The sequence below is a fragment of the Pseudomonas sp. S3_B11 genome (assembly GCF_054667715.1).
The window spans coordinates 5,146,763-5,169,072 of sequence record NZ_CP162749.1 but is presented as its reverse complement, the minus strand read 5'-3'; the positions used below and the strand labels follow the sequence as shown (position 1 = coordinate 5,169,072).

The window sequence follows — 22,310 nt, the reverse complement described above, 5'->3', positions numbered from 1 at the left end:
GTCACGCTCCCAGAAGGCTTTGCCCGCATACCCGCAGCGCCTGCCCGGTCACGGCGCCCGTGCCCGGTTGCGCGAGCCAGGCCACGGCTTCGGCGACATCCTGGGGCAGGCCGCCCTGGCCCAGGGAGCTCATGCGCCGCCCGGCTTCGCGCAAGGCGAAGGGGATGTCGGCGGTCATGCGGGTTTCAATGAAGCCCGGCGCCACGGCGTTGATGCTGATACCGCGTGGCTGCAGCACCGGCGCCCAGGCCTGAGCCAGGCCGATCAGTCCGGCCTTGCTCGCCGCATAGTTGGTCTGCCCACGGTTGCCGGCAATGCCGCTGATGGACGCCAGTAGAATCACCCGGCCATTGTCGCGCAGGGTGCCGCTGTCGAGCAGGGCCTTGGTCAGCACTTGCGGGGCGTTGAGGTTGACGGCCAGCACTGCGTCCCAGAATTCCGGGGTCATGTTGGCGAGGGTCTTGTCCCGGGTGATGCCGGCGTTGTGCACCACGATATCCACGCCGTCGGGGAGGTGCCCGATCAACTGTGCGGCGGCGTCTTCGGCGCAGATATCCAGCGTGACGCTGCGTCCGCTCAGGCGTGCCGCCAGGGCGTCGAGGTCGGTCTTGGCTTGCGGGACGTCCAGGAGGATCACGTCGGCGCCATCGCGGGCCAGGGTTTCGGCGATGGAGGCGCCGATCCCGCGGGCTGCGCCAGTGACCAGCGCCTTGAGCCCCGTGAGCGGTCGGGTCCAGTCCTGGACCTGGGTGTCACAGGCGTTGAGACGAATGACCTGCCCGGAGATGAAGGCGCTCTTGGGCGACAGGAAAAACCGCAGCGCACCTTCCAGCTGGGCTTCGGCGCCGTCGCCGACGTACAGCAGTTGCAGCGTCCCGCCGTGGCGCAGCTCTTTGGCCAGGGAACGGCTGAAACCCTCCAGCGCTCGCTGGGCACTGGCGGCGAACGGGTCGGCAAGTTTTTCCGGTGCGCGACCGAGGATGACGACATGGGCGCTGTGGTCGAGGTTTTTCATCAGCGGCTGGAAAAATTCCCGCAGCTGCTTGAGCTGGTCGGCCTGCACCAAATGGCTGGCGTCGTACACCACCGCCTTGATTTTCGGGCCATGGCCGGGGATCCATTCGGTGGCCAGGGTCGGTTCGCCGCCGTAGATGAAGATGGTATCGGTCAGGCGCTTGGCAAACGTACCGATCTGCTCGGTCAACGGCCCGCCGCCCAGTAGCAATGCGCCTTCGATCGGCCGCAGGCGCCCGGCCTGCCAGCGTTCCAGGCGTACCGGCGATGGCAGGCCGAGGGACCCGACCATGCGCCGGCCAATGGGCGAGTTGGCAAAGTCGATATAACGGTCAGACATGGAACACACTCCGGCTGATGAGGTTCCAAGTGTGGACCATGATTGGCAATCAGTCGTTCGATTGGCGAGATAAAGCCTAAGCTTGAGCGGGAGCGCTTTTTCCAGGGCACCGCCCCCCTGTGGGAGCAAAGTTTGCTCGCGATGCAGACACCGCGTTTTTTCAGGTACGTCGCGTCATCGTTCATCGCGAGCAAGCTTTGCTCCCACAGGGTGCGGTTGAGTGTTCTTAGTGCATTAGACCTACAGGGGAGTTCTTCATGACACAACTACGCCGCGTCGCGATCATCGGTGGTAACCGCATTCCGTTCGCCCGCTCCAACGGGGCCTATGCCACCGCCAGCAACCAGGCGATGTTGACGGCAGCCCTCGAGGGGCTGATCGAACGCTACAGCCTGCATGGCTTGCACATCGGTGAAGTGGCTGCCGGTGCGGTGCTCAAGCACTCCCGCGATATGAACATGACCCGCGAATGCGTGCTTGGCTCGCGGCTGTCACCGATGACGCCGGCCTATGACGTACAACAGGCCTGTGGCACCGGATTGGAGACAGTGCTGCTGGTGGCCAACAAGATTGCCCTGGGGCAGATCGACAGCGGCATTGCCGGCGGCGTCGACACCACCTCGGATGCGCCGATCGCGGTCAATGAAGGGCTGCGCAGGATCCTGCTGCAAGCCAATCGCGCCAAGACCACCGCGGACAAGATCAAGACCTTCCTGCAACTGCGTCCCCAGCACCTGGTCCCCGACCTGCCGCGCATCAACGAACCGCGCACCGGCCTGAACATGGGTGAGCATTGCGAGTTGATGGCCCAGACCTGGCAGATCCCCCGGGAGGCGCAAGACCAACTGGCCCTGGAAAGCCATCAGAAAATGGCCGCGTCCTATGCCGAAGGTTGGCAGAACGACTTGATGACACCGTTCCTTGGCCTGACCCGGGACAACAACCTGCGCCCGGACCTGACCCCGGAAAAACTCGCCTCCCTCAAGCCGGCCTTCGAAAAAAGCGCCAAGGGCACGATGACCGCTGGTAATTCCACGCCATTGACCGATGGCGCTTCGTTGGTGCTGCTGGGCAGCGAAGAGTGGGCCAAGGCCCGAGGCCTGCCGATTCTGGCGTATCTGCGCGACGGTGAAACGGCGGCGGTGGATTTCGTCAATGGCGCCGAAGGGCTGTTGATGGCCCCGGTCTACGCCGTGCCGCGATTGCTGGCGCGCAACGGTTTGACCTTGCAGGACTTTGATTACTACGAGATCCATGAAGCGTTCGCCGCCCAGGTGTTGTGCACATTGAAGGCCTGGGAAGACCCGGACTACTGCAAGACCCGCCTGGGGCTCGACGCACCGCTAGGGTCCATCGACCGCAGCCGGTTGAACGTCAAGGGCAGTTCCCTGGCCGCCGGGCACCCGTTTGCCGCCACGGGCGGGCGCATTGTCGCCAACCTCGCCAAGTTGCTCGATGCCGCCGGGCGAGGTCGCGGCTTGATTTCCATCTGCGCCGCAGCGGGCCAGGGGGTGACGGCGATTATCGAGCGCTGAGGACGGCGCCGTCCTGGCGGGACGCCAGTTCCCGGTGATGGCTGGCGTAGCGCTCGGCGAGGATCGAGCAGACGATCAACTGCAGCGGGTGATAGATCATGATCGGCAGCAGGATCAGCCCCAGGCCGGGATGGTTGCCAAAAATCAACGCCGCCATGGGCACCCCGGCGGCGAGGGATTTCTTGCTGGCACAGAACACCGCGGCAACTTCATCGGCGCTGCGCAATTGCAGGGCGCGGGCGGTACGGGTGGTCGCCCACAAGATGATCGCCAGCAGCACGGCACTACCAAGCACTGCGCTCAATAGCACGCCGTGGCCTTGCTGTTGCCAGATGCCGGACACCATCGAGTTGCAGAACGCGGCATAGACCAGCAGCAGGATCACCAGTTTGTCGATGATGCTGGTGTAGCGCTTGTACCTGCCGAAAAAGCCAGCCAACCAACGCCGCAGGAACTGCCCCAGCACCAGTGGCAGCAGCAACATCATGCACAGGTCGAGCAAGGTGGACCCCAGGTCGATGCCACCGGCGCCGCTGCCGACCACGAAACTGACCAGCAACGGTGTCAGGAAAATCCCCAGTACGCTGGACAGGCTCGCGTTGAGAATCGCCGCCGGCACGTTACCGCCGGCACTGCCGGTCAGCGCCACCGAGGAAGAAATGGTCGAGGGCAGGGCGCACAGGTAGAAGAACCCCAGCATCAACAGCGCCGGCACGTGGCTGCCGACTAGCCAGTGGCTGATCAGCCAGAGCAACGGAAACACGCCAAAGGTGAAACCCTGCACCATCACGTGCAGGCGGATGTTCTTCAAACCGTGGCGGATCTGTTCGCCGGACAGGTTGACCCCGTGCAGGAAGAACACCACGAAGATGCCGATGTTGACCACCCATTCGGCATGCATGGCACCGCCCGTGGCACCAAAGGTTGGAAAGAAGTACGCCAGCAGCGTGGCGAGCAACATGCCGCACAGGAACCAGTCGGTCACCATGCGTTTGAGGTGTCTGAGGATATGCATAGGGCACCGCAAGTTGTAAGAAAAGTCGACTTAGCCTAACGTCGTCCCTACCAGTCGTCTTGCGACATAAGGCCAATCAATGCCGCCTAACGGACACCAACAGCTCGAACGCCGCATCCCCGACCTGGCGCAATTGCCGAGGCCGCTGTACGCCCGTGCCGAAAGTTTGAGCGCCGGTTCCTGGACGCAAGCCCATCGTCATGACTGGGTGCAGTTTTCCTACGCCATCAGCGGTGTTCTCGGCGTACACACCGCAGCGGGTAGCTTCTTTGCCCCGCCACAACGGGGCATCTGGATCCCGGCCGATCTGGAACACCATGTGGTGACCTCCACCCGAGCGGAAATGCGCAGCTTGTATGTGCATCGTCACGCCTGCCCCTGGGCCGATGAACGCTGTCGGGTGCTGGAAGTCACGCCACTGGCCCGCGAGTTGATCAAGGTGTTCTGTCAACTTCCGGTCGATTACCCGCAAGGCGACACCCAGGAGCAACGGTTGGTGCAGGTGTTGCTGGACCAGTTGGCGACTTTGCCGGAGGTGGGATTCTCCCTGCCGCTGCCGCGACATGCCCGTCTGTTGGGGCTGTGTAACGAGGTGATCGAACAGCCTGAGCAGAGCGTTACCTTGCACGCCTGGGCTGAGCGCCTGGGCACGTCGGAAAAAACCCTGATGCGCCTGTTCCAGCGCGAGACCGGCCTGAGCTTTCGCGCCTGGCGCCAGCGCATGCGCTTGTTGTCGTCCCTGGGCTCGCTGGAGCAGGGCGACAGCGTCACCAGCGCTGCGTTGTCCTGCGGATATGATTCAACGTCCGCGTTCATTGCGGCGTTCAAGGGGATGTTCGGGTTTACGCCGGGGGAACTGTTCAAGCATTGAGTCGTCGCACTCTCCTACAGCCGACGGTAGACATGACTGTCAGCTCTTGTCGCAAATGCCCGGGCATTCAGTTAGCAATGCCAGGTTCGGTCTCGGCTATGATTCGGCTCGGTCGATTGATCCGGCACATTGTGTGCATCACAGGTTCATAGGTCGGCAACCCCTCCCCGTGGAGGAAGGATTGCCGTATAACGACTGTCATTCGCGTGTTTGGTAATAAAGGACCCACAATAAAAGCTGATGAAGACTCCAAAACGCATTGAACCCCTGATCGAGGACGGTCTGGTCGACGAGGTGCTGCGCCCACTCATGAGTGGTAAAGAAGCAGCTGTTTATGTGGTGCGCTGCGGTAACGAGCTACGTTGCGCGAAGGTCTACAAGGAGGCGAACAAGCGAAGTTTTCGTCAGGCGGCCGAATATCAGGAAGGCCGCAAGGTCCGCAACAGCCGTCAGGCCCGGGCCATGGCCAAGGGCTCGAAGTTCGGGCGCAAGGAAACCGAGGACGCCTGGCAGAATGCTGAAGTGGCGGCGCTGTTCCGCTTGGCTGGCGCGGGTGTGCGCGTGCCCAAGCCGTACGACTTCCTTGAAGGCGTGCTGCTGATGGAGTTGGTGGCCGACGAGTATGGCGATGCGGCACCGCGTCTGAACGACGTGGTGCTGGAGCCGGACCAGGCCCGTGAATATCACGCCTATCTGATTTCCCAGATCGTGCTGATGCTGTGTACCGGTCTGGTGCACGGCGACCTGTCGGAGTTCAACGTCCTGCTCACGCCAACCGGGCCGGTGATCATCGACCTGCCGCAGGCCGTGGATGCTGCGGGTAACAACCATGCCTTCAGCATGCTGGAGCGGGACGTGGGCAACATGGCGTCCTACTTCGGCCGGTTCGCTCCGGAGCTCAAGCGCACCAAGTACGCGAAGGAAATGTGGGCGCTGTATGAAGCCGGCACCTTGCACCCGGCCAGCGTGCTGACCGGCGAGTTCGACGAGCCGGAAGAGCTGGCGGATGTCGGCGGGATCATGCGCGAGATCGAAGCCGCGCGCCTGGACGAGGAACGCCGCCAGGCCGTACGCGCCGCTGACGATGCCCCGCCCGGCAAGACCGAAGAACCACCACCGCCATGGATGCAATGATCGGTTGAACAGAAACCCGGCCAAGGCCGGGTCTTTTGTGGGCACTCCAAAATCCCATACCCACCGCAGTCCCCTGTGGGAGCCTGCTCGCGATAGCGGTGGGTCAGCTTGCATCGATGCTGAATGTACGGCCGTCATCGCGAGCAGGCTCGCTCCCACAGTTTTACTTCGGCTGGCAACACCCCGACGCCAGTTCCTTGAGGATCGGGCAGTCCGGGCGGTGGTCGCCGTGGCAGTGTTCCACCAGATCCTGGAGGGTGTCGCGAAGCTCGGCCAGTTCGCGGATTTTCTGGTTCAGTTCTTCGATGTGCTGGCGGGCCAGGGCCTTGACGTCGGCGCTGGCGCGTTGGCGGTCTTGCCAGAGGGTCAGCAGTTTGCCGACTTCTTCCAGGGAGAATCCCAGGTCGCGGGAGCGCTTGATAAACGCCAGGGTGTGCAGGTCATCGGCGCCGTAGATCCGGTAGCCGCTGTCAGTACGATGGGCGGCCTTGAGCAGGCCGATGGACTCGTAATAGCGGATCATCTTCGCGCTCAGGCCGCTCTGGCGGGCCGCTTGGCCGATGTTCATCGCTTGTCCTCCAGCTGCTTGGGTGTCCAGAACTTCAACAGTAACGCGTTGCTCACCACGCTGACGCTCGATAGTGCCATGGCCGCGCCGGCCAGCACCGGGTTGAGAAAACCGAACGCCGCCAGGGGGATGCCGATCAAGTTATAGACGAACGCCCAGAACAGGTTCTGGCGGATCTTGGCGTAGGTCTTGCGGCTGATGTCCAGCGCCGCCGGCACCAGTCGCGGATCGCCGCGCATGAGGGTGATGCCCGCGGCATGCATCGCCACGTCGGTGCCGCCGCCCATGGCAATGCCGATATCGGCGGCGGCCAGGGCGGGGGCGTCGTTGATGCCGTCGCCCACCATCGCCACCACCGAATGGCGCTTCAACTGTTGGACGATGGCGGATTTATCCGCTGGCAATACCTCGGCATGGACATTGGAGATCCCCAGCGCCTGGGCCACCACTCGGGCGCTGCCTTGGTTGTCGCCGGTGAGCAAGTGGCTGGCGATGTGCTGTTCATTCAAGGCCTGTACGGCGGCGAGGGCGCCGGGCTTGAGCGTGTCACCGAAGGCGAACAGGCCCAGCACCCGAGGCGTCGCGCCTTGTTCGATCAGCCAGGACAACGTGCGGCCTTCGGTTTCCCAAGCCAGTGCCGACTCGGCCAGCGAACCGGGCTCCAGGCCCAGTTCGTCCAGCAGGCGTCGATTGCCCAGGGCCAGGCGGCGCCCGTCGAGGCTGCCGGCGATACCGCGTCCAGCCAGGGACTGGCTGTCGCTGACATCCGCCACGTCCAGGCCGCGCTCGGCGCAGGTGTCCAACACGGCTTTGGCAAGAGGGTGCTCACTGCCGCGTTGCAGGGCGCCAGCCATTTTCAGCAGCGCGTCTTCATCTCCCTCCAGAGCCGTCAAGTGGGCGATACGCGGCGTGCCGGAGGTCAGGGTGCCAGTCTTGTCGAACACCACGGTGTCGACTTCATGGGCGCGCTCCAGGGCCTCGGCGTCCTTGATCAGAATCCCATGGCGCGCGGCCACGCCGGTGCCGGCCATGATCGCCGTGGGCGTCGCCAGGCCCAGGGCGCAGGGACAGGCAATCACCAGCACGGCGACGGCGTTGATCAGCGCGGTTTCCAACGGCGCGCCGTACAACCACCAGCCGATCAACGTCGCCAGGGCCAGCACCAGCACCACCGGTACGAAGACCTGGCTGACTTTATCCACCAGTTTCTGGATCGGGGCCTTGGCGGCCTGGGCGTCTTCTACCAGGCGGATGATGCGCGCCAGGACGGTTTCGGTACCCAGGGCCAGCGTGCGTACCAGCAGCCGGCCTTCGCCGTTGATGGCGCCGCCAGTGACTTTGTCGCCGGGCTGCTTGGGCACCGGCAGGCTTTCGCCGCTGATCAGCGCTTCGTCGGCATGGCTCTGGCCTTCCAGTACTTCGCCGTCCACCGGGAAGCGTTCGCCGGGCTTGACCAGCACCAGGTCATTCAAGCGCAGGGCGCTGATGGCAACGTCCCGCTCCTGGCCATCGATCACCTGGATCGCCCGTTCCGGGCGCAAGGCTTCGAGGGCGCGGATGGCGCTGGCGGTTTGTCGCTTGGCGCGGCTTTCCAGGTATTTGCCGAGCAGTACCAGGGCAATCACTACGGCCGAGGCTTCGAAGTACAGGTGCGGCATGCCGCCAGGGCGGGCGATCACCCATTCATAAAGGCTCAAGCCGTAGCCGGCGCTGGTGCCCAGGGCCACCAGCAGGTCCATGTTCCCGGCACCGGCACGCACGGCCTTGAAGGCGGCGACGTAGAAACGCGCACCGAAGATGAATTGCACCGGCGTGGCCAGGGCGAACTGCACCCAGGCCGGGAGCATCCAGTGCACGCCGAACGGCTGCAGCAGCATCGGCAGCACCAGCGGCACGGACAGCGCAATCGCCAGCACCAATATCAGGCGTTCACGGTTCAGACGGTTGGCCTGCGTGTCAGTGGGTTGTTCGGTCTGCCAGACTGTGGCGTCGTAGCCGGCGCGCTTGACCGCATCGATCAGGGATTGCGGATCCACCTGGCCGAGCAGTTCGAGGTGGGCCCGCTCATTGGCAAGGTTGACGCTGACGCTGTTCACACCGTCGACCTTGCCCAGGGCGCGTTCGACCCGGCCGACACAGGAGGCGCAGGTCATCCCTTCAATGTTCAGCTCCAGGGTTTGCACGGGGACGCTATAGCCGGCCTGTTCGACGGCCTGCATCAAGGCCGGCAGGCTGCCTTCGGGGGCCTGCACGCGCGCCAGTTCAGTCGCCAGGTTCACACTGACGGCGCGGGTGCCGGTGACTTTGCTCAAGGCCCGCTCGACCCGCCCGGCGCAGCTGGCGCAGGTCATGCCGGCAATCGGTAGATCGAACGTGGTGGATTCAGACATCGGTCAGGCTCCCTGTAGTGAATGACTACAGGATCAACCTTGCCATGTTGGCAAGGTCAAGCGCTAATCCAAAAAGCGATGTCGACTCCTAATATGGGATCTGGCTCTGTGGGAGCAAGGCTTGCCCGCGATGAAAGCACCGCAGCTTTCTGAATGACCGCGGCGCCTGGATCGCGGGCAAGCTTTGCTCCCACAAAGCTTGCCCACAGGGGCAAGAGGAGTGTCAGTAACCGAGCCCGGCCTGCTTGAGGTACATGCCTTGTTCATTCATGGCGATGCGGAACTTCAGAATGTCACCAGCCCTGAGCGTGATGTTCTGCGACCCTGGCGCGAGCATGCCCGGGTTGCACCCCGGTGCCTGGCCTGGCAGCAACTTCAGGCGCAAGGAAAACTGGCCCGGCGGCAGATTGAACGAGGTGCTTTGCTCCTGGAACAGCCTGGCCGAGAGCTGATCCTGGATGTAGATGCCGATTTCGCAACTGGTCGCCACTTCCAGGCGCTCGCGAGAAATGATCAACACGCCATAGTCTTCGCTGGCGGCCGGTGCCTGGGGCGCCACCGCTGAAAAACCGAGCATGCAAAACAGGCTGAACGCTGACCAGCGCATGGCTGAACCTCCGGTGTTAAATCCTTGATGTGTGCAGCTTGGCTGAGCGCGATGCCGATTGCCAGCCCGGCAGTTTTCGTCAGAACTTGACCTTGCCATGATGGCAAGCTTGAGACTGCTGGCAACCTCAATTCCAAGGAGTCATCTCATGCAAACTTTCAATGTTCAGGGCATGTCCTGTGGTCATTGCGTCAAGGCCATCACCCAGGCTGTCCAGGCCAAGGACCCGACGGCCGATGTGCAAGTCGACCTGGGTGCCAAGACTGTCCAGGTCCAGAGTTCGTTGCCGGCCGATGCTGTGCTCGCGGCCATCAAGGAGGAGGGCTATGAGGCCAGCCCTGCTTGAAGTTTTTTAATCGTTAGCGACCTACCGGAATGTTCAAGAGCGTCCGGCACGGCTAGACTGTCGGGCTGTCGAACGACGCCTGAGCTGGACGCCCGATGAACCTCCGTACGATTCTGATTCTTGGCGCCTTGAGCGCTTTCGGTCCCTTGGCGATCGACTTCTACCTGCCTGCCTTTCCGGCGATGGCCACGGCCTTCGGCACCGACGAAAAACACATCCAGCTGACCCTGGCGGCCTATTTCCTCGGCTTGTCCATCGGGCAACTGGCCTATGGGCCGGTGGCGGATCGCTTCGGACGGCGCATTCCATTGTTGACCGGCGTCGGTTTGTTCACGTTGGCGTCCCTGGCCTGCGCCTACGCGCCGAACCTCGAATGGCTGATCGGCGCCCGCTTCGTCCAGGCCCTGGGTGGATGCGCCGGGATGGTGATCTCGCGGGCGGTGGTCAGCGACAAATGCGACGCGGTGGGTTCGGCCAAGGTGTTTTCACAGTTGATGCTGGTGATGGGCCTGGCGCCGATTCTCGCGCCGATGCTGGGCGGGTTGCTGGTGAACCTGCATGGCTGGCAATCGATCTTCATTGCCCTGACCGTGTTCAGTGCATTGGCGTCAACGGCTGTGGCCTTGTGGCTGCCGGAAAGCTTGCCGGACTATGTGCCTCGGCAACCGTTGTCGGGGGCGTTGCGCCAATATGGCCGGTTGTTGACCGACGCTGTCTTCCTCGGCCATGCGCTGACGGGGGGCATCGCTATCGCTGGGATGTTTGCCTACATCGCCGGTTCGCCTTTTGTCTTCATCAAGCTCTACGGGGTACCGGCCGAACATTTCGGTTGGCTGTTCGGCACCAACGCGGCGGGCTTCACCCTGGTTGCCCAGGTCAACGCCCGGCTGCTGTCCAAGCGCGGCCCGGCGTTCCTGCTGAGCCGCGCGGTATGGGTCTACCTGGGCGCTGGGCTGAGCCTGCTGGCCGTCAGTTCATTGCAACCTGCGCACTTGTGGCCGCTGTTGGTTCCGCTGTTTGTCTGCATCGCCAGCCTGGGGTGCATCCTTCCCAACGCCTCGGCTTGCGCCATGAATGGGCAGGGTGCCCGGGCCGGCAGTGCTTCGGCGATGCTGGGATGCCTGCAGTTTTCCGTGGCCGCCGGGGCAGCCTCGTTGGTGGCGGCGCTGCATGACGGCACCGCCGTGCCAATGGCGCTGGTCATCAGCCTTTGCGGGCTGTTGGTGGTGAGCGCAGCGATGCTGACCCGTCGCCTGCAAAATGCCCGGGCGCTGGCCCAGGCCAGTCGCGAGGGTTGACTCAGCCGGCCGCGCGCTGCTGTTGTTCGGGGAAATGATGGGGCGCGAGGATCCGCGCTTGCAGGGTGTTGGCGAAGGTCTGGGCTTCGGCCTCGGTACGGAAGGTGACGACGTGCTGGTCAAGGCGCACTTGCCATTGGGATTTTGCCACTTCTTTTATCAGGATCTTCATTGCTGACCTCCTCACGAAAAGATTGCGTTGCAAAGGCCTCGAGTGTAGACCCGAATGCGATCGCAATTGTGACAAGGATCAATTCTCGGACTGACGGTGCAGTTCCAGATTGATGCAACACCTGTGGGAGCGAGCTTGCTCGCGATAGCGGTAGACCCGCCGACATCAATGTTGCCTGACCTGGCCCCATCGCGAGCAAGCTCGCTCCCACAGGATTGTTTGCAGGGCGACTGCCCAGTGCTGTCAGAAACCCTCGAGCACAATCTTGCCCTTGGACTTGCCACTTTCCAGCAAGGCATGCGCCCGGCGCAGGTTCTCGGCATTGATGGTGCCGAAATGCTCGCCTACCGTGGTCTTCAGGGTGCCAGCGTCGATCAGGGCGGCCACGCGGTTGAGCAGTTTGTGCTGTTCAAGCATGTCGGCCGTCTCGAACAGCGAGCGGGTGTACATGAATTCCCAATGCAACGACAGGCTCTTGCGCTTGAGCTTGGTCACGTCCAGCGCCTTGGGATCGTCGATCAGCGCCAGTTTGCCTTGGGGCGCGAGCGCTTCGACCAACTGGTCCAGATGCTGGTCGGTCTGGGTCAGGCTGGCGACGTGAGTCACTTGGGGTTGGCCTGCTTCTTTCAACACTTCACTCAATGGTTGGCTGTGGTCGATCACCAGGTCGGCTCCCAGGTTGCGCACCCAGTCCTGGGTCTGCGCACGGGACGCGGTGCCAATCACCTTCAGCCCGGTGAGCTGGCTGGCCAGTTGCGTCAGGATCGAACCCACGCCGCCCGCAGCGCCGACGATCAACAGGCTCTGGCCCAGGTCGTCCTCGCCTTCCCGGATTTGCAGGCGCTCGAACAACAATTCCCAGGCGGTAATGGCCGTCAGCGGCAGCGCCGCCGCTTCGGCGAAACCGAGGGTCTTGGGCATGTGACCGACGATGCGCTCATCCACCACGTGCAGCTCGCTGTTACCGCCGGCCCGGGCAATGGAGCCGGCATAAAACACCTTGTCCCCGGCCTTGAACAGCGTGACCTCGCTGCCCACTGCCTTGACCACGCCGGCCACGTCCCAGCCCAGCACCTTGGCTACGCCGTCTTCGGGCTGGACGTTCTGGCGGACCTTGGTGTCCACCGGGTTGACCGAGATGGCCTTGACCTCCACCAGCAGGTCCCTGGGGCCGGCGACCGGTTCTGGTAGCACGATGTCCTGGAGCGATTGCGGGTCGGTGATGGGCAACGAGTGGTAGTAGGCGATGGCTTTCATGAAGCAGCTCCGTGAGATGAGTTCGATGAAGGTCATGGTTAGCTATTTATCGCCGAGATAAAACCGGCTAAAAGAATAGGCTCTTTCAATAATTCTTTGATAATGGAGTCGTCATGCTTCGCTTCGATGACTTGCAGTTGTTTGTCCGGGCGGCGGACCTGGGCAGTCTTTCGGCTGCGGCCAGGGGCATGGATCTGTCGGCGGCGGTGGCCAGTGCCGCGTTGAAACGGATCGAGCAGCACCTCGGCGCGCGGCTGTTGGCCCGTTCCACCCGTAGCTTGCGCCTGACGGCCGAAGGCGAGGGCTTTCTCGAATATGCCCGTGCCGCATTGAGCAGCCTTGACGAAGGCCGGCGGTTGTTGACCAGTGGCCAGGATCAGGTCAGTGGGGTGTTGCAGTTGTCCGCGCCGTCGGACTTGGGACGCAACCTGCTGCTGCCCTGGCTGGACGCGTTCCAGCGCGAGCACCCCGGGCTGACGGTGCGGCTGTTGCTGGGCGATCGCATGGCCGATCTGTTCAAGCAGCCGGTGGACATCGCCTTGCGTTATGGCGAGCCGGAAGATTCGAGCCTGGTCGCCCTGCCCATTGCCGCGGATAACCGCCGGGTGTTGTGCGCATCGCCGGACTATCTGGCTCGCCAGGGTGAACCCCATCAGTTGGAACAACTGGCCCAGCACAACTGCCTGTTGTACATGCTTGGCAGTCGGGTCCATGACCGATGGGGTTTTCATGACGGTAAACGGGAAGTGAGCCTTACCGTCAGTGGCGACCGCTTCAGTGACGACGCCGATGTGGTGCGGCGCTGGGCGGTGGCGGGTGCCGGGATTGCCTACAAATCGTGGCTGGATGTGTCCACCGACGTGCTGGCCGGGCGCTTGAAAATCCTCTTGCCGCACCTGCGATGCGAACGCGCGCCCCTCAATCTGCTGTGTGCCCATCGGGCGCAATTGAGCAAGCCCATCAACCTTTTGCGGGACATGCTCCAGGTCCGCTGCGGTGAGTTGACGGCTCGTTTTCCTCTCTCGACGGGGGCCGGCCATTAGTCGCGGGCAAATAGAGAATTTTCCCTCAGGAACAATCGCCTCCAAAGGTTTCCGGAGGACAGGAAAGCTCGACCGCCCCGCTTATACTAGCGGCCGCCTGCGCCAGAGCAGTAGACGAATGATTCAACAGGGAGTGAATACATGGAACATGCACCTTGCATCAGCCAGATCGCCGCGCTGCTGGCTGACCCCAAGCGCAGCGCAATGATGTGGGCCTTGATGGACGGCACGGCCCGCCAGGCCGAGGAGTTGGCGTTGCTCGCCGGGTTGTCGCCGTCCTCGGCCAACGCGCATCTGGGACGCCTGTCCTCCGGAGGCCTGTTGAAAGTCGAAGCCCGCGGCCGCAAGCGGTTTTTCCGCCTGGCAGCACCTGAAATCGGCGCTGCCGTCGAAGCGCTGGCCAGCGCGACGCTGGTCAGTACGCCGCGGCAGATCCCGGATATCTTCAAGCGCCGAGTCATGCCGACCAAAGCGCCGTCGGCTCCCGCGTCGTTGATGCGGGCCAGGCTTTGCGACGATCACCTGGGGGGCACCCTGGCGGCGGACCTGTATCAGCGCCTGCTGGACGCCGGGTGGATCGAGCAGTTCGAGCCGCGGGTGATCGTCACCCACAAAGGCTCCAATCAGTTGGCCGAACGTGGCCTGTTCATCCAGGCCCTGGCCCATCGCAACGCCCGCATTGCCTGTGCCTGCCCGGACTGGAGCGAGCGTCGTCCACACCTGGGGGGCGCGCTGGGGGCGGCCCTGCTGCAACTGTTCATGCAGTCGGGTTGGCTGAGCTTGCCCAACGATTCGCGAGCCCTGCAGGTGACGATGCTCGGCCAGCAGGAAATCCACCGGTTCGCCCGGCAGGACGCGGTGGAGATGGCAATCTAGGAAACGCTCCTGGCGCGTCGCTCTGGGCTGTCGGCAGGTCGTATTCAGCAATAGCCACCTGCAAGGTTCGCGCACACTCGGTCCGGGGAATTATCGGATTGGGGAGGCAGCATGGACACTCACGGCTACAGCGCGGCGGAACGATTGGAACGGTTACCCATCAGCGGTTACCACCGGGTCATCTTCATCATCATCGCCCTGGCGTTTTTCTTTGACTCCATGGACCTGGCGATGATGACGTTCCTGTTGGGGTCGATCAAAGCCGAGTTTGGCCTGAGCACCGCCCAGGCCGGTTTGCTCGCCAGCTCGAGTTTCTTCGGCATGGTGGTGGGGGCGTCGCTGTCGGGCATGCTGGCCGATCGTTTCGGGCGCAAGCCGGTGTTCCAGTGGAGCATCGTGTTGTGGGGCATTGCCAGTTACTTGTGCTCCACGGCCCAGGACATCGAGACCTTGACGCTGTTTCGCATCCTGCTGGGCATCGGCATGGGCATGGAGTTTCCGATTGCCCAGTCGATGCTTTCGGAACTGATCCCGGCCAAACGTCGGGGCCGCTACATCGCCTTGATGGACGGCTTCTGGCCGCTGGGTTTCGTGGCGGCGGGGGTGCTGTCGTATTTCCTGCTGCCGGTGGTCGGCTGGCGCGACATCTTTCTGGTGCTGGCGGTGCCGGCAGTGTTTGTCCTGGCGATTCGTTTCTTCATTCCCGAGTCACCGCGCTGGCTGGAACAGGCCGGTCGGGGTGACGAAGCGGACGCGGTGCTCAAGCGAATCGAAGACAAGGTCCGGACCTCGCTGGGGCATCAGAACCTGCCGGAGCCGATCCGTTTGCCAAGGGTTGAGAGTACGCCGGGCAGTTTCTTTTCCGCCTTGGCGCAGATCTGGTCACCGCTGTATCGCCAGCGCACGATGATGATCTGGAGCGTCTGGTTCTTTGCCTTGCTCGGTTTCTACGGCCTGACCTCCTGGCTCAGCGCGTTGTTGCAGCAGTCGGGGTTCGCGGTGACCCAGTCGGTGTATTACACCGTGCTGATTTCCCTGGGCGGGATTCCCGGCTTCTTGATGGCGGCCTGGCTGGTGGAGCGCTGGGGGCGTAAACCGGTGTGCGTCATCACGCTGCTGGGTGGCGGGGCGATGGCATTTCTGTATGGGCAGAGCGCGGTGTTTGGCGGCAACGTCGGCCTGTTGATCGGCACCGGGTTGCTGATGCAGTTTTTCCTGTTCGGCATGTGGGCGGTGCTCTACACCTACACGCCGGAGCTGTACCCCACCTCGGCCCGGGCTACGGGCTCGGGCTTTGCTTCGGCGGTGGGACGCGTCGGTTCGTTGCTCGGCCCGCTGGTAACCGGGCTGGTATTCCCCATCACCGGCCAGGGTGGCGTGTTCGCCCTGGGCGCGCTGTGCTTCGCCGTGGCGGCAGGGGTGGTCTGGTTGTTCGGGATGGAGACGCGGGGCAAGACGTTGGAGGAGTTGAGCGAAGCGACCGTCACCGATTAACACCATCTCCCTTGTGGGAGCGAGCTTGCTCGCGATAGCGATCCGACATTCAACATCGATGTTGACTGACACTCCGCCTTCGCGAGCAAGCTCGCTCCCATAGGGATTTCGGTGAGGCTTAAGGTTTTACCAGGCGCGCATCCAGGCTGTTCTGGGCCAGGCGCTTGGCCTGGTCCTGGGTCATGCCCAGATGGGTATACAGCGCGTGGAAGTTCTCGGTGACGTAGCCGCCGAAGTACGCCGGGTCATCGGAGTTCACCGTCACTTTCACGCCGCGCTCGAGCATGTCGAGGATGTTGTGCTGCGACATGTCGTCGAACACGCACAGCTTGGTGTTGGACAACGGGCACACCGTCAACGGAATCTGCTCGTCGATGATCCGCTGCATCAGGCGCTCATCTTCAATGGCTCGCACACCATGGTCGATGCGCTGGATCTTCAGCAGGTCCAAGGCTTCCCAGATGTACTCGGGCGGGCCTTCTTCACCGGCGTGGGCGACGGTCAGGAAGCCTTCGTTGCGCGCACGGTCGAATACGCGCTGGAACTTGCTCGGTGGATGGCCCATTTCCGAACTGTCCAGTCCCACGGCCACGAAGGCCTCGCGGAACGGCAGCGCCTGGTCGAGGGTTTTCTCGGCTTGTTCTTCGCTCAGGTGGCGCAGGAAACTCAGGATCAGGCCGCTGGTGATGCCCAGTTGCTGCTCACCGTCCTTGAGGGCGGCGGCGATGCCGTTGAGTACCACTTCGAACGGGATGCCACGGTCGGTGTGGGTCTGCGGGTCGAAGAACGGTTCGGTATGGATCACGTTCTGCGCCTTGCAACGCAACAGGTAGGCCCAGGTCAGGTCGTAGAAATCCTGGGAGGTGCGCAGCACATCGGCGCCCTGGTAATACAGGTCGAGGAATTCCTGCAGGTTGTTGAAGGCATAGGCCTTGCGCAGGGTCTCGACGTCGCTCCACGGCAGGGCAATTTTGTTGCGTTCGGCCAGGGCGAACAGCAGCTCGGGCTCCAGCGAGCCTTCCAGGTGCAGGTGCAGTTCAGCCTTGGGCAGGGCGTTCAGCCAGTCGTACATGGTCTTTTCTCATCAGCGAATCGATGGCGGGCATTCTACAGGCGCTGGCCGCATTGTCGGGTAAAACCTGACCGGCTGATCCACTACACGGCGAGCGACTCACGCCGGTAAGCATAGGTGTCGGCGAAGCGCGACAGCAGGAATTCGGCGCAGGTAGTCGTTGGGTACTTTGGCGGGTGGGCGTCATCCTGGCAACCGGGCAGGCATTGGATCAGCGTGTCGGGGTGCGGCTCGGCAAAGAACGGCATCGAGTACCGGTCCACTCCCAGCGGGCTGATCACCCGATGCGGCGTGGACAGGTAACGGTCGTTGCTCCAGCGCGCCATCATGTCACCGAGGTTGACCACGAAGGTGCCGTCGATGGGCGGCGCGTCGACCCACTGGCCGTCGACGTTGCGCACTTGCAGGCCGCCGGCGGCGTCCTGATAGAGCAGGGTGATGCAACCATAATCGGTATGGGCGCCAGCACCTTGCTGCTCGGCGCTACTGGCGGTGTCGCGGGGCGGGTAGTGGATCAGGCGCAGTACGCTGACCGGCTCGTTGAAGCGCGTGTCGAAAAAGTCCCGTTCGATACCCAGGGCAAGGGTCATGGCCCGCAGCAGGGTTTGCGCAAGCGCTTGCATGTCTCGGTAATGCTGCTCCATCAAGCTTTCCCAGCCAATCAGGTCCGGGTGGCGGTTGGGGCCACGCAGGGGTTTTTCCGCCAGCACGTCGGGGTGATCGGCCGGCAAGTGCAGGCCCATGTCGAAGGTTTCTTTCAGGTCGCTGGGCTTGGTCGGGTCCAATTGTTCGGTGGCGACGGCGCCATAGCCGCGGTGATGGCGGGTCTGGGTGATGTCGATCTTGAGTTTTTCTTCGACGGGCAGGGCGAAGAAGCGGTGGGCGCTGTCCAGCACCTCGGCGATGCGCGCCGGGCTGATGGGATGACCCTTGATGTAGAAAAAGCCCCATTGACGGCAGGCGCGGTCGATCTGCTTGGCGACGGTTTGCCAGGCGCCGGGGTCATCGCCGTAGAGTGGGCTGATGTCGATGATGGGAAGGCTGTTCATACTGCTTTCCTGACTTGAGATAGGAACCCCATGTGGGAGCGAGCTTGCTCGCGATCGCGGTGGGTCAGCCAATATAGATATTGAAGGTCAGTCCGCAATCGCGAGCAAGCTCGCTCCCACAGGGGTTTGGGTTGGTCTTGGGTTATTTGGGAATCTCAGCCTTCATGCCTTCGACGTAATAATTCATCGACGCCAGTTCCGCGTTGGTGGCGCTCACGCCCGCCGGGATTTTCTCGACGCCGGCCTGGTCCTTGATCGGGCCGGTGAACGGGTGGAAGGCGCCGCTCTCGATGTCGGCGATGATCTGCTCGGCTTCGCTCTTGACCGCTGCCGGCACCAGGTCGCTGATCGGCAGTTTCACCGTGCCTTCCTTCAGGCCGCCCCAGTAGTCCTGGGATTTCCAGCTGTGGTCGAGCACGCTTTGGGTCGCCTGGATGTAATGCGGGCCCCAGTCGTTGACTATGGACGTCAGCACCGCCTTGGGACCGAAGTGGGCCATGTCCGAAGCGTAGCCCACCGCATAGACGCCGCGTCGCTCGGCGGCCTGGATCGGCGCCGGGCTGTCGGTGTGCTGGAACACCACGTCCACGCCCTGGTCGATCAGCGCGTTGGCGGCGTCGGCTTCCTTGCCCGGGTCGAACCAAGAGTTGACCCATACCACTTTGATCTCGCTGCCGGGGTTGTACTTGTTCAGGGCCAATTGGATGGCGTTGATGTCGCGGATGACTTCCGGGATCGGGAAGGAGGCGACGTAGCCGATCTTCTTGGTCTTGGTCATCTTGGCCGCGAGGAAACCACCGACGTAGCGACCTTCGTAGGTGCGAGCCAGGTACGTGCCCAGGTTCTTGTCCTGCTTGTAGCCGGTGGCGTGTTCGAAGATCACCTTGGGAAATTGCTTGGCGACCTTGAGCGTCGGGTTCATGTAGCCGAAGGAGGTGGTGAAGATCAGGTCGTACTTGTCCTTGGCCATGTTGCGGATCACCCGCTCGGCGTCGGCACCCTCCGGCACGTTTTCCACGTAGTTGGTGGTGATCTGCTCACCGAATTTCGCCGCCAGCTCCTTGCGCCCTTGCTCATGCTGATAGGTCCAGCCGTGGTCGCCGATCGGGCCGATGTAGACGAAGCCGACCTTCAGCGGGTCGGCGGCACTGGCATTCAGGCCGGCGCCCAGGCCGACGGCGGCGACGACGGCGCAAAGCAACTTCTTCAAGGGGCGTTTGTGCATGAACTCGAACTCCATTTTGTTGTGAGGTTGGCTGTGCAGCACCAATGCAAAATGCTGACCAACAAGACAACAAAATCTGCGACACCTTGATGCCGTCATCGCGGGCAAGCCTTGCTCCCACAAGTGCAAGGCCAAACAATGTGGAATAAGGCCTTGCCCCAGCAGATGGGCAGCCCAACCTCATGGGAGGGCAAGCTCGCTTCACAAGTGCGACGCAATATCTGTGGGAGCAAGGCTTGCCCGCGATGAGGCTCATGAGAACAATAAAGGTGCACCCTGCCTGCAGACGCCATCCCCTGGTGCATCACACCGAACGAAACGTTCACCGCCTCCTATAGTCAGTAACTCATGACCCCGCCCACGGTGACAGGCCCGCGATGCTCACTTTGCTCAAGCAAGAAAAACTGCTGTTGCTGGCGCTGATCGCCGCGTGTATCGCCTATCCGCTGGAGCACTGGCTGCTGGGCAGCGGGCAAGTGGTGGCGTTGGCTGGCGGCCTGGTCCTGATCTGTTTCATCGTCGCGGCGTCCATGCGCGTGGCCCATCACGCCGAACTGCTGGCGGAAAAGGTCGGTGATCCTTACGGCACCATGATTCTGACGCTGTCGGCGGTACTGGTGGAGGTGGTGATCCTGGCGATCATGATGAGCAACGAGGCTTCGTCGACGTTGGTGCGGGACACGATCTACTCGGCGGTGATGCTCGACATCAACGGCATCCTCGGGCTCGCGGCGCTGATGGGCGGGATCAAGCATGGCGAGCAGGCTTACAACGACGATTCGGCGCGCACTTACAGCGTGATGATTCTCACCGCCATGGGGGTATCGATGGTGGTGCCGGAGTTCATTCCCCGCGAGAGCTGGAAAATGTATTCGGCCTTTACCATCGGCGCGATGATCGTGCTGTACACCTTGTTCCTGCGCATGCAGGTCGGGCCTCACAGTTACTTCTTCAGCTACAGCTATCCAGAAAAACGCCGCAAGAAAGAGCCGGTGGAAAACGAGCCGGAACCCATCAGCCTGACGCTTTCCATCGGCGCGTTGGTGTTTGGCGTGGTGGTGATCGGCGCCCTGGCCGAAGTCATGTCCAAGGCCCTCGACCTGGGGTTGGAAGGCTCGGGTGCGCCGCCGGTGGTCACGGCGATCCTGGTGGCCGCCATCTCCGCCGCACCGGAAATCCTCACCGCCCTGCGCGCGGCCCTCGCCAATCGCATGCAGTCGGTGGTGAACATCGCGCTGGGCGCTTCGCTGTCCACCGTGATCCTGACCGTGCCGGTGATGGAGGCCATGGCCCTCTACACCGGCCAGCCGTTCCAGATGGCAATGACCCCGGTGCAGACGGTGATGATCTTCATCACCCTGATCGTCAGCGCGATCAACCTCAACGACGGCGAAACCAATGCCATCGAAGGCATGACCCATTTTGTGTTGTTTGCGACGTTCATCATGTTGTCCCTGCTGGGCCTCTAAGCTCAACACCGTCCCCCTGTGGGAGCGAGCTTGCTCGCGATAGCACCAGATCAATCAACATCGATGTTGAATGTCAGGCCGCTATCGCGAGCAAGCTCGCTCCCACAGGGGATTTGGGTTGAGTCAGGTGCCTGCGATCAGTTCCCGCGCCGCCTGGCTGTGGTCAGCAATCAAGCCCTTCAAGTCCAACCCCTCGACCTGCCCGTCGATGACCCGCCATTGCCCACCGATCATCACCCGATCCGCCCGATCCGCGCCGCACAGCAGCAGTGCGGAAATCGGATCGTGGCTGCCGGAGAAACGCAGCTCATCGAGCTTGAATAGCGCCAGGTCGGCCTGCTTGCCCACCGCCAACTCACCGATATCACTGCGCCCGAGCAGTTGCGCCGAGCCCCGGGTCGCCCAGCCCAGCACGCGCTCCGGCGTGATCGCTTGCGCGCCGTAGCGCAGGCGCTGGATGTACAGCGCCTGGCGGGTTTCGAGGATCATGTTCGAGGCATCGTTGGATGCCGAACCGTCTACCCCCAGGCCCACGGGAGCGCCGGCGGCGGTCAGGTCCAGGGTCGGGCAAATGCCCGAGGCCAGGCGCATGTTCGAACTCGGGCAGTGACAGATACCGGTGCCGGCGGCGCCGAGACGGGCGATTTCATCCGGGTTGAAATGAATGCCGTGGGCCAGCCAGGTACGCGGGCCAAGCCAGCCGACGCTGTCCAGGTAATCCACGGTGCGCAGGCCGAAGCGTTGCAGGCAAAACGCTTCTTCATCGAGGGTTTCGGCCAGGTGCGTGTGCAGGCGTACGTCGAGTTTTTCCGCCAGCTCGGCGCTGGCGCTCATGATCTGCGGCGTGACCGAAAACGGTGAGCAGGGCGCCAGGGCAATCTGGATCTGCGCGCCGTCGCCGCGCTCGTGGTACTCGGCGATCAAGCGCTGGCTGTCGTCGAGAATCACTTGGCCCTGCTGCACGGTCTGCTGCGGCGGCAAGCCACCGTCGGCCTCGCCCAGGCTCATGGAACCGCGGGTCAGCATCGCGCGCATGCCCAGTTCACGAACACTCTGCACTTGCACGTCGATGGCATTTTCCAGGCCTTCGGGAAACAGGTAATGGTGGTCGGCCGCGGTGGTGCAGCCCGACAGCAGCAACTCGGCCAAGGCCACTTTGCTGGCCAGGGCAAGTTTTTCCGGGGTCAGCCGCGCCCACACAGGGTAGAGGGTCGTCAGCCAGGGAAACAACGGCTGGTTCACCACTGGCGCCCAGGCACGGGTCAGGGTCTGGTAGAAATGATGGTGGGTATTGATCAACCCCGGCAGGATCACATGCTCGCGCGCATCGAAGATGTCGTCACAGGGCTGGGCGGGTTGCTGGCCGGCGCTTAGCAGTTCGACGATCACACCGTCCTGCAGGACGAGGCCGCCACGGGCATCGAGGTCGTTGGCCGTGAAAATGGCGAAGGGATTTTTTAACCAGGTACGGGTCGCAGGCATGGTGGCCGGCTCCTCTGAAAGTGGGTTCAGGTTAGCCAGCTCAGTGATGCCCT

General features: G+C 62.8%; 20 protein-coding genes. 9 read left to right on the top strand and 11 right to left on the bottom strand.

The window, feature by feature from the left end; genetic code table 11:
• Position 1: 1 nt before the first annotated feature.
• A complete protein-coding gene (locus AB4O22_RS23245) occupies positions 2 to 1,354 on the bottom strand; it encodes a 3-oxoacyl-ACP reductase (protein ID WP_013692168.1) in 1,353 nt (450 codons plus the stop codon).
• Between the two features lie 257 nt (positions 1,355 to 1,611).
• Here AB4O22_RS23245 and AB4O22_RS23240 point away from each other — a divergent pair, with 257 nt between their 5' ends.
• Complete coding sequence (locus tag AB4O22_RS23240; RefSeq protein ID WP_460097260.1) at positions 1,612 to 2,889, top strand: acetyl-CoA C-acetyltransferase; 1,278 nt, start codon at positions 1,612 to 1,614, stop codon at positions 2,887 to 2,889.
• Here AB4O22_RS23240 and AB4O22_RS23235 read toward each other — a convergent pair.
• The gene (locus AB4O22_RS23235) at positions 2,876 to 3,904 is read right to left on the bottom strand and encodes a bile acid:sodium symporter family protein (protein WP_003197460.1); all 1,029 of its coding nucleotides are present in this window, start codon (positions 3,902 to 3,904) and stop codon (positions 2,876 to 2,878) included. The two genes, AB4O22_RS23240 and AB4O22_RS23235, sit on opposite strands and share 14 nt — an antisense overlap.
• Before the next feature lie 79 nt (positions 3,905 to 3,983).
• Here AB4O22_RS23235 and AB4O22_RS23230 point away from each other — a divergent pair, with 79 nt between their 5' ends.
• Positions 3,984 to 4,775 carry an AraC family transcriptional regulator gene (locus AB4O22_RS23230; RefSeq protein WP_460097258.1) on the top strand — a complete coding sequence of 264 codons (792 nt, stop codon included), beginning with the start codon at positions 3,984 to 3,986 and terminating at the stop codon, positions 4,773 to 4,775.
• Between the two features lie 240 nt (positions 4,776 to 5,015).
• Positions 5,016 to 5,909, top strand: coding sequence for a PA4780 family RIO1-like protein kinase (locus AB4O22_RS23225; protein ID WP_003197464.1), 894 nt, complete (start codon positions 5,016 to 5,018; stop codon positions 5,907 to 5,909).
• Positions 5,910 to 6,072: 163 nt separating this feature from the next.
• On the opposite strand, the gene cueR is transcribed toward AB4O22_RS23225, so the two are convergent.
• The 3 genes from cueR to AB4O22_RS23210 all read right to left on the bottom strand — a co-directional run bounded on the left by cueR (position 6,073) and on the right by AB4O22_RS23210 (position 9,474).
• On the bottom strand, positions 6,073 to 6,477 hold the full coding sequence (gene cueR, locus AB4O22_RS23220) for a Cu(I)-responsive transcriptional regulator (protein ID WP_003197466.1): 405 nt from the start codon (positions 6,475 to 6,477) through the stop codon (positions 6,073 to 6,075).
• Complete coding sequence (locus AB4O22_RS23215; protein WP_003197468.1) at positions 6,474 to 8,867, bottom strand: heavy metal translocating P-type ATPase; 2,394 nt, start codon at positions 8,865 to 8,867, stop codon at positions 6,474 to 6,476. The genes cueR and AB4O22_RS23215 overlap by 4 nt, the downstream gene beginning before the upstream one ends.
• Positions 8,868 to 9,090: 223 nt before the next feature.
• On the bottom strand, positions 9,091 to 9,474 hold the full coding sequence (locus AB4O22_RS23210; RefSeq protein ID WP_223470781.1) for a hypothetical protein: 384 nt from the start codon (positions 9,472 to 9,474) through the stop codon (positions 9,091 to 9,093).
• 148 nt (positions 9,475 to 9,622) lie between these two features.
• Between AB4O22_RS23210 and AB4O22_RS23205 the strand changes: the two genes are divergently transcribed.
• A complete protein-coding gene (locus AB4O22_RS23205) occupies positions 9,623 to 9,820 on the top strand; it encodes a heavy-metal-associated domain-containing protein (protein ID WP_223470780.1) in 198 nt (65 codons plus the stop codon).
• A 95-nt stretch (positions 9,821 to 9,915) separates the two neighbouring features.
• The gene (locus tag AB4O22_RS23200; protein ID WP_460097256.1) at positions 9,916 to 11,118 is read left to right on the top strand and encodes a multidrug effflux MFS transporter; all 1,203 of its coding nucleotides are present in this window, start codon (positions 9,916 to 9,918) and stop codon (positions 11,116 to 11,118) included.
• 1 nt (position 11,119) lies between these two features.
• Here the strand turns inward: AB4O22_RS23200 and AB4O22_RS23195 are convergent, their stop codons facing one another.
• Together AB4O22_RS23195 and AB4O22_RS23190 are read right to left on the bottom strand one after the other, a co-directional pair.
• The gene (locus AB4O22_RS23195) at positions 11,120 to 11,290 is read right to left on the bottom strand and encodes a hypothetical protein (protein ID WP_003197476.1); all 171 of its coding nucleotides are present in this window, start codon (positions 11,288 to 11,290) and stop codon (positions 11,120 to 11,122) included.
• Between the two features lie 243 nt (positions 11,291 to 11,533).
• On the bottom strand, positions 11,534 to 12,547 hold the full coding sequence (locus AB4O22_RS23190; RefSeq protein WP_460097255.1) for a zinc-binding alcohol dehydrogenase family protein: 1,014 nt from the start codon (positions 12,545 to 12,547) through the stop codon (positions 11,534 to 11,536).
• A 113-nt stretch (positions 12,548 to 12,660) separates the two neighbouring features.
• Between AB4O22_RS23190 and AB4O22_RS23185 the strand changes: the two genes are divergently transcribed.
• From AB4O22_RS23185 to AB4O22_RS23175, 3 genes are all read left to right on the top strand, one after another.
• A complete protein-coding gene (locus AB4O22_RS23185; protein ID WP_223470778.1) occupies positions 12,661 to 13,590 on the top strand; it encodes a LysR family transcriptional regulator in 930 nt (309 codons plus the stop codon).
• Positions 13,591 to 13,731: 141 nt separating this feature from the next.
• Positions 13,732 to 14,466: an ArsR/SmtB family transcription factor gene (locus AB4O22_RS23180; protein ID WP_223470777.1), complete on the top strand. Its 735-nt coding sequence runs from the start codon at positions 13,732 to 13,734 to the stop codon at positions 14,464 to 14,466.
• Between the two features lie 111 nt (positions 14,467 to 14,577).
• Entirely contained in the window at positions 14,578 to 15,960 is a 1,383-nt protein-coding gene (locus AB4O22_RS23175) for an MFS transporter (RefSeq protein WP_013692173.1), read from the top strand.
• Between the two features lie 118 nt (positions 15,961 to 16,078).
• On the opposite strand, the gene AB4O22_RS23170 is transcribed toward AB4O22_RS23175, so the two are convergent.
• From AB4O22_RS23170 to AB4O22_RS23160, 3 genes are all read right to left on the bottom strand, one after another.
• Complete coding sequence (locus tag AB4O22_RS23170; protein WP_223470773.1) at positions 16,079 to 17,032, bottom strand: adenosine deaminase; 954 nt, start codon at positions 17,030 to 17,032, stop codon at positions 16,079 to 16,081.
• 83 nt (positions 17,033 to 17,115) lie between these two features.
• The gene (locus AB4O22_RS23165; RefSeq protein WP_027911820.1) at positions 17,116 to 18,081 is read right to left on the bottom strand and encodes a 2-oxoglutarate and iron-dependent oxygenase domain-containing protein; all 966 of its coding nucleotides are present in this window, start codon (positions 18,079 to 18,081) and stop codon (positions 17,116 to 17,118) included.
• Positions 18,082 to 18,223: 142 nt separating this feature from the next.
• The gene (locus AB4O22_RS23160; RefSeq protein WP_223470771.1) at positions 18,224 to 19,306 is read right to left on the bottom strand and encodes a BMP family ABC transporter substrate-binding protein; all 1,083 of its coding nucleotides are present in this window, start codon (positions 19,304 to 19,306) and stop codon (positions 18,224 to 18,226) included.
• A 377-nt stretch (positions 19,307 to 19,683) separates the two neighbouring features.
• Between AB4O22_RS23160 and AB4O22_RS23155 the strand changes: the two genes are divergently transcribed.
• Positions 19,684 to 20,775: a calcium:cation antiporter gene (locus AB4O22_RS23155; RefSeq protein WP_460097253.1), complete on the top strand. Its 1,092-nt coding sequence runs from the start codon at positions 19,684 to 19,686 to the stop codon at positions 20,773 to 20,775.
• A gap of 123 nt (positions 20,776 to 20,898) precedes the next feature.
• On the opposite strand, the gene AB4O22_RS23150 is transcribed toward AB4O22_RS23155, so the two are convergent.
• Positions 20,899 to 22,257: an 8-oxoguanine deaminase gene (locus AB4O22_RS23150; RefSeq protein ID WP_223470769.1), complete on the bottom strand. Its 1,359-nt coding sequence runs from the start codon at positions 22,255 to 22,257 to the stop codon at positions 20,899 to 20,901.
• Positions 22,258 to 22,310 lie beyond the last annotated feature (53 nt).